Source organism: Affinundibacterium baiyunense (assembly GCF_018139645.1).
Lineage (GTDB): Bacteria > Pseudomonadota > Gammaproteobacteria > Burkholderiales > Burkholderiaceae_D > Undibacterium > Undibacterium baiyunense.
The window spans coordinates 19,906-31,617 of the sequence record NZ_JAGSPM010000010.1 but is presented as its reverse complement, the minus strand read 5'-3'; the positions used below and the strand labels follow the sequence as shown (position 1 = coordinate 31,617).

The 11,712-nt window shown below is 46.6% G+C and carries 11 protein-coding genes; 8 read left to right on the top strand and 3 right to left on the bottom strand.

Going from position 1 to position 11,712, the window contains the following annotated elements; all coding sequences use genetic code 11:
• Positions 1 to 214: 214 nt before the first annotated feature.
• Complete coding sequence (locus KDM92_RS15110) at positions 215 to 697, top strand: FKBP-type peptidyl-prolyl cis-trans isomerase (RefSeq protein WP_212685276.1); 483 nt, start codon at positions 215 to 217, stop codon at positions 695 to 697.
• Between the two features lie 124 nt (positions 698 to 821).
• Positions 822 to 2,024, top strand: a complete 1,203-nt coding sequence (locus KDM92_RS15105; RefSeq protein WP_212685275.1) for an exonuclease/endonuclease/phosphatase family protein — start codon at positions 822 to 824, stop codon at positions 2,022 to 2,024.
• 17 nt (positions 2,025 to 2,041) lie between these two features.
• On the opposite strand, the gene KDM92_RS15100 is transcribed toward KDM92_RS15105, so the two are convergent.
• On the bottom strand, positions 2,042 to 2,785 hold the full coding sequence (locus KDM92_RS15100) for a helix-turn-helix domain-containing protein (protein WP_189345736.1): 744 nt from the start codon (positions 2,783 to 2,785) through the stop codon (positions 2,042 to 2,044).
• 355 nt (positions 2,786 to 3,140) lie between these two features.
• Here KDM92_RS15100 and KDM92_RS15095 point away from each other — a divergent pair, with 355 nt between their 5' ends.
• Together KDM92_RS15095 and KDM92_RS15090 are read left to right on the top strand one after the other, a co-directional pair.
• The gene (locus tag KDM92_RS15095; RefSeq protein ID WP_212685274.1) at positions 3,141 to 3,944 is read left to right on the top strand and encodes a hypothetical protein; all 804 of its coding nucleotides are present in this window, start codon (positions 3,141 to 3,143) and stop codon (positions 3,942 to 3,944) included.
• A gap of 172 nt (positions 3,945 to 4,116) precedes the next feature.
• Positions 4,117 to 4,392: a hypothetical protein gene (locus tag KDM92_RS15090; protein WP_212685273.1), complete on the top strand. Its 276-nt coding sequence runs from the start codon at positions 4,117 to 4,119 to the stop codon at positions 4,390 to 4,392.
• A 12-nt stretch (positions 4,393 to 4,404) separates the two neighbouring features.
• Here the strand turns inward: KDM92_RS15090 and KDM92_RS15085 are convergent, their stop codons facing one another.
• Together KDM92_RS15085 and KDM92_RS15080 are read right to left on the bottom strand one after the other, a co-directional pair.
• Positions 4,405 to 5,304: a DMT family transporter gene (locus tag KDM92_RS15085; protein WP_212685272.1), complete on the bottom strand. Its 900-nt coding sequence runs from the start codon at positions 5,302 to 5,304 to the stop codon at positions 4,405 to 4,407.
• A gap of 13 nt (positions 5,305 to 5,317) precedes the next feature.
• A complete protein-coding gene (locus KDM92_RS15080) occupies positions 5,318 to 6,391 on the bottom strand; it encodes an MBL fold metallo-hydrolase (protein WP_212685271.1) in 1,074 nt (357 codons plus the stop codon).
• A 211-nt stretch (positions 6,392 to 6,602) separates the two neighbouring features.
• Here KDM92_RS15080 and KDM92_RS15075 point away from each other — a divergent pair, with 211 nt between their 5' ends.
• From KDM92_RS15075 to KDM92_RS15060, 4 genes are all read left to right on the top strand, one after another.
• Positions 6,603 to 7,004, top strand: coding sequence for a MerR family transcriptional regulator (locus KDM92_RS15075; RefSeq protein WP_212685270.1), 402 nt, complete (start codon positions 6,603 to 6,605; stop codon positions 7,002 to 7,004).
• Between the two features lie 236 nt (positions 7,005 to 7,240).
• The gene (locus KDM92_RS15070; protein WP_212685269.1) at positions 7,241 to 8,425 is read left to right on the top strand and encodes an isovaleryl-CoA dehydrogenase; all 1,185 of its coding nucleotides are present in this window, start codon (positions 7,241 to 7,243) and stop codon (positions 8,423 to 8,425) included.
• Positions 8,426 to 8,631: 206 nt separating this feature from the next.
• Positions 8,632 to 10,398 carry a bifunctional isocitrate dehydrogenase kinase/phosphatase gene (aceK, locus tag KDM92_RS15065; protein WP_212685268.1) on the top strand — a complete coding sequence of 589 codons (1,767 nt, stop codon included), beginning with the start codon at positions 8,632 to 8,634 and terminating at the stop codon, positions 10,396 to 10,398.
• Positions 10,399 to 10,469: 71 nt separating this feature from the next.
• Positions 10,470 to 11,651, top strand: coding sequence for an acetyl-CoA C-acetyltransferase (locus KDM92_RS15060; protein WP_212685267.1), 1,182 nt, complete (start codon positions 10,470 to 10,472; stop codon positions 11,649 to 11,651).
• Positions 11,652 to 11,712 lie beyond the last annotated feature (61 nt).

Here is an 11,712-nt window from a genome sequence, read left to right as displayed (position 1 = left end):
TTGATTAAATGTGCTCTCGATAAAGAAAGCGCAAATATAAATCAATACTACTTACTTGAATGTTTTTTAATAAGCTGCGACGAGGATAATCCTCATGCGTCGGATTGCCATACTACTGGCATGATTGGTTTGAATTCCAGACCAAGAAAACAACTATAATCGCGGCTCTCGTTTCTGCGCGTAGTAGTTCTTATTAAAAATCATCAGGGTAGTTATGTATTTTCAATTTTCTCGTTTCATTTCCAAGATCTCCGCTTCGAGTTTGATTCTAAGTTTGAGCTTAGGTCTGAGCCTAGTTTTAAGTTTAAGCGCATGTAATCGCCCATCGGAAGTGGTTGATCCGGCAAACTCTGTCGCTGCTATGCAGAGTACTGATTTGATTGTTGGCACCGGTGTTGCTGCTGAGTCAGGTAAGCAGGTGACCGTGCATTACACTGGTTGGTTGTATGACGCAAAGGCGCCGGGACAACGCGGTCAGCAATTTGATAGTTCAGTCACACGCGGTACGCCTTTTAGTTTTCAACTTGGTGATGGTCAAGTTATTAAAGGTTGGGATCAGGGCGTGCTTGGAATGAAAGTGGGCGGACATCGCAATTTGATTATCCCTTCTGATCTGGCATATGGTCCGCGTGGTCGTGGACCGATTCCTCCTGCTGCGACTTTGGTGTTCGATATTCAATTGATCGCGGTGAACTAGGCGCGGTATTTTGTATCCAAGTAGTGTTTGTGATTGCATCGTGCGGTGCAGATGAATCGTGACAATTGATTATGACTGACGCAATATTGAATGTAGCTTATATAGAAAGTTTCATATGTCAAAAATGAATAAGATAGCCATCGCCTTGGCGCTGAGTTTTAGCGCCCCCGCAATTTTTGCTGCTGAAGTAGGAATTGCGTCGTTTAATTTGGCGTGGATGGGAAGCAAAGACGACTTCAAAAAACATCTTGAAGTTTGTTCTGCGCCACAAGTGAATTGGTGTGAAACTCGCGCCAGAACCATGCGTGATGCGCAGGCACCAACGGCAGAAGAGATTGAGCGCGCCAAGCAATGTCAGGCGAATTTTGAAACGGCTGCTGGTGGTGCTGAAAAGAGCATGCTAGTTGCACCGTGTAATGCCTATCGTCTTAACAGTAATAATTGGCAAAACGCGCATGAGTGGTATGCGCAAAAAGTGAGCGGTTTGGCTGCGACTATCGATAAATTGGTGGTGGACGAGAAGATCTCGATTTTTGCATTTCAAGAAGTTAGCAATCGCGCTGCTATTCAAGATATTTTAGGTAAGCATGCGGCTGATTTTGAATCATGTGTAGCGGAACACAATGCATTTCAAACGGTCGGTTTTGCTTGGAAAAAATCTTTAAGCAAAAGGCCTGTCGTTTGCAAAAACGAAGACTCTTTAGCTATCAAAGAAAAAGCCGATGATCTAAAAGGGATTCGACGTTTGCGCCCTGGTGTGGAATTGAATTTAACGATTGCAGGAAAACCACTGAGTCTTTTAAACGTACATTTAAAATCCTCATGCGCAAATTTAGTAAAAACGGATCGATATCCTGCACGCGAATTAACCGATAACGATGCCGCCTGCAAAATTTTAAATCGTCAAATCGCGCCACTAGAAAACTGGATAGAAACAGTTGCGGCGAAGACACCGATGTTTATCGTGCTAGGCGACTTTAATCGTCGTATTGACGAAGAAGCCGCCGCGAATATTTCTGCCAAAGAAGTGCGTCTTGATGGTTCTGATCCTGCTAGCCCAAATCGCACGGGCACAACCGGAGAAGTGACATCACGCGTGATGTGGCAAGAGATTTCGGACGGTGCACCAAGCCTAGTACAAATCCCATTGGCAGAAGGATCTGCTTGCAAAGGATTTGTCGGCTTAGATCATATTTTGTTTAGTCCGGCATTACATGCCAAACAAACGCAGGGATTTAATTCTATTAAATTACCGGTGGTGCAAGAAGCTGGACAAAAGATCATTTCCAGCGACCATTGCCCGCGCATCGTGAAGATGAAAATCTAAAAAATGATTGGGAGCGATTAATTTTTTCTTAGCTTAGAAAAACTGATCGGCTCCCATGGTCGCATCGCCATCAATACACCAATGCCGTGTCGCTTCTTCAATGGCGATTGCAAACTTTCCGCATGTAATTCTGCAAACTTGCGTTTTAGATGACGTAATTCGGTTTGAAATTTACTCGCCGCTGCCTCGGTCAACATTCCATGCGTGAAGGTGAAATTCTCCATCTCATGATGAAAACGTGAGTTGAGAAAATCTGGCATGCCTTGTTGCCGGAAATAATCACGAATCGGCCCACCTGGTATCCAATCAAAATCGCGGCTGATATTTAAGCGAATCCGATTACCAGGCAGCAAACTAATCAACTTCAATTGATCGAGTTTGAGTAAATGCCGCAGACATTCGGTTTCTGATAAGCGGTAAGTGGCAAGAATATCTGCCATGCTCCAATGATTGACTGCGCACACAGCCACCATCAGCAATACGCTATCAGATACGAGTTCAGTTTCTTGTGCCGTGCTTAAGGTGCTTAATTTCTCGTGACTGAGGCTTGCCTCCTGCGTTAACTCAGCCAAACTAAATCCCAAAAAGTGACTGATTTCGACAATCCTATCGAGTGTGATTGGCGCCTCACTACTTTCACTAAACATGCGCTTGATACTCGCTTCAGATAGTTGTAAAGCTTCGGCAACATCACGGTAGGTTTTTGCCTGTTGCTTCAATTGATACTTAATCGTGTTGAGTAATTGTTTAATTTCAGTCATAGCGTGTTGAGTCGGAGTCGTGGTCGTAGTCGTAGTTGGGATCGCGTTGGTGTTTTTTCGATTAGATACTGAAGAATGCTGGTAATCAGATCATCTAAAAACTGGCCATATTTACCGCTGCATTCCTCATTGCTGTAATCACCCTGTGATGGAATGTGTCGAACTTGAATGGGGCTTACTTTACCATGATGTATCTCGCTTGAATATGTTGAACCACGATCCGTTGAGAGTAGCGTGTTTTGCGACGAATCTTTCGTGATTACTACACTTTGTCATTGATGTTTTGAATTTTGATCAGTTCTTGCGATGCTGCGCATCTTTATTCCTTCTAAACATTTCTGAGTATAGGTGCGCGATGAATAAGCAGTGGCGAATATTACCAATGATTTTAGTGACGATATGTGTTTTGGTCATGCTGATGCATGGTGTGATTTTGCAATACGAGGATTACCATCAATTTGCTGATACACGGCGGTATTTTGCGATTCCCAATACGATGGATGTACTGAGTAATATGTCATTTGGATTGACGGGACTAGTGGGACTATTCGCTACCTACGTACTCTTTCGAAAATCAAATCGGCAGGTACAACATGCAATTCAAACTTCGGCAAATTCAAAGACGCATACTCATCGTTGGCAAGTGAAGGACTTCGCCTATCTAATATTTTTGTTGTCGATTCTGATGACTTGCTTTGGCTCTGCTTATTATCATTGGGCTCCCGATGATGGTCGTCTATTTTGGGATCGTCTACCGATTGCATTGGCTTGCGCCAGTTTGATGGCAGCGGTGCGGATAGAGACGCAACAAATTCGTCCACCGATTTTTGCAATCGCGCATGTACTCTTTATGTTGTTGTTTGCTTTGTTTTCTGTGTTGTGGTGGCAGTACACTGGCGATTTGCGGCCATTTCTGGGATTGCAGATCTTGGCAATTTTGTTGATTCCTGTATGGCAGCATCTTTATCCAACGGCTCGCAGGACGCGATGGGTTTTTTTATGTGCTGTGTGTTTGTATGTGTGTGCAAAAGCGACCGAAATCTTAGATGCCGAGATTTTGCATCTCATCGGTTTTGTTAGCGGTCATACGATAAAGCATTTGCTAGCAAGTGCCGCCGCTGCATTAATTTGCTGGAATTGGCTGCGTGCGAAACTTTAAGTCACGCAAGCAGGTGTCGTAATCGGAGGATAGTCGTATCGCGCGATGAGGTAGCAAAAAATGCTACTTGTCGTAGCGATATATCGTACTTTTTAGATAGCTAAATTGGATCTGCAACTTGCTGCGGGCTTCGTGTTCAAATGGCGCATCTCTGACCTTTTGAATTCGTTCTATGTCCCATTATCGAATCCTGCCACCTGTGTTAGATGCATCACGAGAAGCAAGTGCAAAATATTCCGCAAAGTATAGTTTAAGTACGCAAGAGGAGCTTCGGCTACAAGTGCTGCGTGCAGCAAAGGTGCAGGCAGAAATTCAACGAAGTGCATCGACTAAATTGCCGATACGATTTCGCACTAAGTCGCTGCAATCTTATTTGCGACCATCTTTGCTACCTTCGTTGCTAGTTGTTGCAATGCTTGTTACCTTGGGTGTTTATTTGTTTGTTTAGATCGCAGACGTTTTAGTGCGACGTCCTGTTGGTTAAGGACACGCCGGCTATCGTTAATACACCGCCTACAATCATCGAAATCAGAATTGATTCATTCAATAACAGGGCGCTCAGACTGACGCCAAATACCGGTACCAGATTATTGAAAACCGCAGTGCGTGCTGGACCGATTGTTTTCACACCTTCGTAGTACCAAACAAAACCAATCACGGTACCAAAGATACCGAGAAATACGATAGCGCTGAGTACTTGCCAAGTTAATTTGGCGGTATCTAACATCGGTAATTGATTCACCGCACCCATGCTCAGTAAAAGTAAGCCCCACAAAGAGGCGTAGGTAGTCGCTGCGATTGGCGATAGCCCTTTGAGTGCATGTTTTCCTAGTATGGTGTAAGCGGTCCACGAGCCCACTGCGGCTAACATAAATAGTTCGCCGCTACCCATAGAATGAGAAACATCATGGGCGACACTCATCAGATCACCTCGTGTAATGACAACCGCCGCACCTACAAACGCAATAGCAATTCCTAGCCACTTTGTGAAGCCCAAACGCTCCCGAAACAAGATTGACATCGCTAGTGCCGTCACGATGGGACTTAGGGACACGAACAAAGCACTACGTCCAGCGGGCATGCGCTCTAAAGCCGCTAGAAAGCAAATGTTGTAGAGAAAAATGCCGGTGGCACCAAGGCCAAAGGTCGCATGTTTTTGTTGTCTGCTTAATTTCGGCAAGCCACCTTCAACTCGCCAAGCCAACAACAGTAAAAATACGCAAGCCACTAAAAAGCGACCAGCCGCCGCGATCATGTGTGGGATTTCAGTCGAGACTATGCGACCTGCAATAAAAGTGCCACCCCAAAATAAGGCAACACAGATCAGTTTTAAATAAACCGAGAAGGGGACGGTGTTCATGTGAAATGCTTGATTAAATATTGGCAGACCGAACAAAGCGATACACTTCATCGCTATCCAGCTGGCGAGTCAATTTGCCTTCCAACCACAAATAATGGCAATGCGCTAAAGCTTCGCCAAGAGCAAAGGTCAGTTGATGTGCATCGAGCGCACGCTTAAACATGATGGGCACGATGTCGTGGGCTGATAAAGGTGTCACGCAGGCATCTAACACTTCTTGCAAGCGCTCCGCATGATGATCGCGTAATTGCTGGATACGCGTATGAATGCCAGTAAAGGGCTTGCCATGAGAAGGCAATACCAACGCATCATCTGGCAAATCGGTATATTTTGTTAAGGAGTCGAGGTATTGTTTTACCGGATTCGCTTCTGGCTCCGCGGCAAATACTGAGACATTGGTAGAAATACGCGGCAACACCATATCGCCAGAAATCAGGCAATTTAAATCTGCGCAATATAGCGAAACATGCTCAGGTGAATGGCCAAAACCTGTGATGATGCGCCACGCATGTTCACCAATTATTAGTTCTTGTCCATCTTGTAGACGGTGGTAAGAAGTTGGCACGGTCGGTACTAAGCGCGTGTAGTAGGTTTTACGTTCTTGAATTTTTTCTTGCATTTCGGCAGTGACTAAGCCGTGTTTGCGGAAATGCGGAAACATCGCCGAACCATCTACGCCGGGCAGACCTGCTGACATCATGCGCGCAAATGCGTATTCGCCTGTGCTCATGTAAAGCGGCGCATTCCACAAGGTACACAACCAATCAGCACTGCCAACATGATCGGGATGGCAGTGGGTGGCGATCACGCGTACAACTGGTAAACCTTTGAGATGAGAGGCAAACAAAACTTCCCAGGCATCCCGCGTTGTGTCGCTATTGATGCCGCAATCGACGATCGTCCAACCGTGGATTTTGCCTTGGTCGGTTTGATGGTGATCTTCGATCAACCACACATTGATGTGATTCAGGGCGAACGGCAATCCCATTCTTATCCACAAAATTCCCGGGGCAATTTCTATCGCTTGTCCCGCTTCGGGTATCTGGTTAGCGAGGGGGTAGTGCAATTCTTGTTCTAAGAGATTCATAGCTTTGTGTATGTGATGCAACAGGTGTTCGCTGCAGGGTTGAAGGCCAATACATTAAATTGACGTTTACGTTAACTGCGTTTCAGGTAAGATTCTAAATTCAAAACACAATTGATGTTGGGCTTATCTCGCTATTTGCGAGCATTCACCGAGATTTTTTGGGTGTTTTTAAGATAACTTTATTGTTTGTTTTAATAAAAAATATTTAGCAATGGCAACTTATACAATTACCGAATTAGCAAAAGAGTTTGATATTACACCTCGCGCAATTCGCTTTTACGAAGATCAGGGCTTGATCAGTCCTAGCCGCGAAGGCCCCAGCGGACGCAATCGTGTGTACTCGGCACGTGAGCGCACACACCTGAAGTTAACCTTGCGTGGCAAGCGTTTGGGATTAAGCCTTTCGGAAATCAAGCATCTGGTGACGATGTATGACTCGCCCAAAGATACCGAAGTTCAGCTAAAGAGTTTCTTAGAGGTTTTGGCCAAGCATCGTGCTTCTTTGGAGCAACAACGTGAAGACATCGAAGTGATGCTCGGGGAAATCACCGCGCACGAAGAAGAAAGCCAGCGTTTATTGGAAATTGTTAATAAAGCAAAAAATAACTCCTGAATATTCGTAAATATCTACAAAAACAAGGACTAAATACTTGCAATTGACGTTTACGTTAACGTCAATTGCAAGTATCATTTTTGACTGACGCAAAATGAACTTTTAATTTGTTTTGCCAAATTTTTCGACATTCAGGCGGGCATATAATCTCAAGCTTAGCTTCTACGGACAGTTAGTAGAGTGAGCGAGTCACCGCAGCTTGAAGTCATATCATTACTACCTAGATTGGGGACACTATGTTGCACTTACCAGGTTTAACGTTTGATCACGGCGAAGACATCGCCGCTTTGCGCGAAGCAGTTCAACAATTTGCAGCGGCTGAAATCGCACCGCTCGCAGCCGAAATGGACAAAACAGACCAATTCCCTATGCACCTATGGAAAGCCATGGGCGAAATGGGTTTGCTGGGTATGACGGTTTCCGAAGAATACGGCGGCGCGAATATGGGTTACCTCGCGCACATCATCGCTATGGAAGAAATTTCTCGCGCTTCCGCCTCTGTTGGTTTGTCCTACGGTGCGCATTCTAATTTGTGCGTGAATCAAATTAATCGCAACGGCAATGCAGAACAAAAAGCGAAATACTTGCCGAAACTGATTTCTGGTGAACACGTCGGCGGTTTGGCGATGTCCGAGCCAAACGCGGGTTCCGACGTCGTCAGCATGAAATTGCGCGCCGATTTGAAAGGCGATCGCTACGTCTTGAACGGCAACAAAATGTGGATCACTAATGGTCCAGATGCAGACACTTTAGTCGTGTATGCGAAGACTGATTTGGAAGCCGGCCCACGTGGCATGACAGCCTTCATCATCGAAAAAGGCTACAAAGGTTTCAGCATTGCGCAAAAACTCGACAAACTCGGCATGCGCGGTTCGCACACTGGCGAATTGGTATTCCAAGATTGCGAAGTGCCAGTGGAAAACGTACTCGGTGGCGTTGGCAAAGGCGTCAATGTTTTGATGTCTGGCTTGGATTTTGAGCGCGCTGTGTTGTCGGGCGGCCCATTAGGCATCATGCAAGCGTGTATGGATGTGGTGGTTCCTTACATTCACGAACGCAAACAATTCGGCCAAGCGATCGGCGAATTCCAACTGATGCAAGGCAAAATCGCCGATATGTATTCGACCATGATGGCCTGCAAAGCATACGTCTATGCGGTTGGCGAAGCATGCGTACGCGCAAAAACACCAGAAGCCACACGCGCTTTGCGTAAAGACGCAGCCGGCGCGATTTTGTACTCCGCTGAAAAAGCAACTTGGATGGCAGGCGAGGCGATTCAAACTTTGGGTGGTAACGGCTACATCAACGAATACCCAGTGGGTCGCTTGTGGCGTGATGCAAAGTTGTATGAGATTGGTGCTGGTACCAGCGAGATTCGCCGTATGTTAATAGGACGTGAGCTTTTCGCCGAAACTCTGTAATGACGCATTGATAAATCCGATTCTGGGGGGCATTTCAGCGTTGCCGGTCCTCGCAATATTGACATATTGCTGCGGGCGACGCCTTGAACTGCCTCCCCATAATCGAATTTCTCAACGGTCATTGGTTCGTAGTACGCAATTCTGAAAATCCTTGAACTCGGTTCCTTGCGAGTTTGTGTTGAGAGGTTTTGAAACGGTTGACGCTGATGCCCCAAATCGCCTTTCCTAAATTGTTGTCTTCGCAAATTGCATTCGACATTGCAAGGACCATACTCGACGGTTTTGATAAGCATTACCGCTTGTTCCGTGCGACTACGCAAATGGCGAAGCAGCGTTTTGAACGCGGCGATTGGAAAGCCGCGCAAGAAGATGCGCGTGAGCGGATTGCTTACTACGATAAGCGCGCCAAAGAATGTGTACAGATTCTGGAAGATGAGTACGATAGTGACGATTTGACCGATGAAGTGTGGCGCGAAGTCAAGCTGCATTACATGGGTTTGCTGATCGATCACTTGCGACCTGAGTTAGCAGAGACATTCTTTAATACGGTCTGCACCAAGCTTCTCCATCGCACTTACTTTCATAACGACTTCATTTTCGTTCGACCAGCGACAGCAACTGACTATATCGAGCGCGAAGATACGCCCGCGACCTACCGCGTTTATTATCCAGCAGCCGATGGTCTGAGCTTTAGCTTAAAACGTATCGTCACTAATTTTCAACTACAAACACCATTTGCGCACCTTGATGCGGACATCGCGAAAGTTGAGGCGCGCTTGTTGGAGCAATTTGGTGATGCGCGTTTCGAACCGAATCATCAGCTACAAGTTTTAGCCAGCTTATTTTTCCGTAACAAGGCCGCCTACATCATCGGCAAAAGTATCAACGGCAATCAGGAAATGCCGTTTGTGATTCCCATCATTCACAATAAAAATAGGGAATTAATTCTCGACACGATCTTGTTCGAAAACATCCATATCACTGTCTTGTTTTCGTTCACGCGCGCTTACTTCATGGTCGATATGGATGTGCCATCGGCCTACGTCCAGTTTATTCGCAGTATCTTGCCACGCAAGCCGCGCAGCGAGATTTACACGATGTTGGGTTTGCAAAAGCATGGCAAGAATTTGTTTTATCGCGACTTTCTGCATCACCTCAAGTATTCCTCAGACATGATTGAAGCTGCGCCTGGTATTCGCGGTCTCGTGATGTTGGTGTTTGCGTTGCCATCGTTCCCTTACGTTTTCAAGCTCATTAAAGATAGCTTCCCGCCGCCGAAAGAAACTTCGAAGGCCTTGATTAAAGAGAAGTACCAGCTGGTTAAAAATCATGACCGCGTAGGGCGCTTGGCTGATACCTTAGAGTATTCCGATGTGGCATTTCCGCGCGCACGTTTTTCCGAAGACTTGTTGGCAGAAATTCGTCGCTATGCGCCTTCGATTTTAGAAGTGAATGATGATGAGGTGATTATCAAACATTTGTACATTGAACGCCGTATGACACCTCTTAATATTTGGCTGACTGAGGCAGAACAAAAAGGCGACGACGCAGCAATGGAACATGCGATTGTTGAGTACGGCAACGCGATCAAAGAATTGGTCGGCGCGAATATTTTCCCCGGCGATATGCTGTACAAGAACTTTGGCGTGACGCGTCATAAACGCGTTGTGTTCTACGACTACGACGAGATCGAAACCATCGTCGACTGTAACTTTAGGAACATTCCACAGCCACGCAATGAAGAAGATGAAATGGCGGCAGAGCCTTGGTATCCGATTGCGAAGAACGATGTGTTCCCAGAACAGTTCGGTACTTTCTTGCTCGGCAATGCCAAGGTCAAACGGTATTTTATGAAGCACCATGCGGACTTGCTGACAGCACAGTATTGGCAAGAACGTAAAGATCGAATTGTGAAGGGTAAGGTGGACGATGTGTTCCCGTACCCGCAAGAAATCAGATTTATGAATATGTGAATGATGTAAACCTCTCAGCGTCTCGGTGTTGAGGGGTTCTAAAAAACAATGAACTTTAATTGGAGAAAACCATGAATGATCCTATCGTAATCGTCGGCGCAGCACGTACACCTATGGGCGCTTTTCAAAGTGATTTCGCTTCTTTGACAGCGAGTCAATTGGGTGCGGTGGCTATCAAGGCGGCGGTTGAGCGCGCTGGCGTGAAGCCAGAGTTGATCGAGGAAGTATTGTTCGGTAACTGCTTGATGGCAGGTCAAGGTCAGGCGCCAGCACGTCAAGCTTTGTTGGCGGCGGGCTTGCCGTATTCGACCGGTGCTGTGACTTTGTCGAAGATGTGCGGTTCCGCGATGAAGGCGACCATGATGGCTTATGATTCGATTTTGGCAGGCAGCAATGAAGTCATGATCTCTGGCGGTATGGAGTCGATGACGAATGCACCTTACATCATTCCTAAAGCACGTGGCGGCTATCGTATCGGTCACGGCACGATCATGGATCACATGATGCTCGACGGTTTGGAAGATGCTTATGACAAAGGCCGCTCTATGGGGACTTTTGCAGAAGATTGCTCCAGCAAATATGGCTTCACCCGTGAAGCACAAGACGCCTTTGCGATTGCTTCTGTGACGCGTGCCCAAGCGGCAGCAAACAGTGGTGCGTTCGCCTGGGAAATCGCGCCAGTGACCGTGTCTGGTCGTGGTGGTGATGTTGTGATCGATAAAGATGAAGGCCCATTGAAAGCTAAGCTCGACAAGATTCCAAACTTGAAGCCAGCCTTCAAAAAAGACGGCACCATCACTGCAGCATCTTCGTCTTCCATTAACGATGGCGCAGCAGCCTTGGTCTTGATGCGTGAATCCAAAGCGAAAGAATTGGGTTTAACACCGATCGCTAGAATCTTAGGTCATGCCACCCATGCACAAGAACCAGGCTGGTTCACGACTGCACCAGTGGGTTCCATCGAAAAACTCTACAAAAAAGTAGGTTGGACTACAGCTGATGTCGATCTGTTTGAAGTCAATGAAGCCTTCGCCGCAGTACCAATGGCAGCGATGCATGACTTGAACATCCCACACGACAAGATCAACGTCCACGGCGGTGCTTGCGCACTCGGTCACCCAATCGGCGCATCCGGTGCTCGTATTATCGTGACACTGATCGGTGCATTAAAAGCACGTGGCGGCAAACGCGGCGTGGCTTCTTTGTGTATCGGTGGTGGTGAAGCGACAGCGATGGCAATTGAGTTGGTGTAACGGTTTTACGTTCCCTCTCCCGCAAGCGGGAGAGGGTGAGAGCGGTTCCGATTCAGCAAAG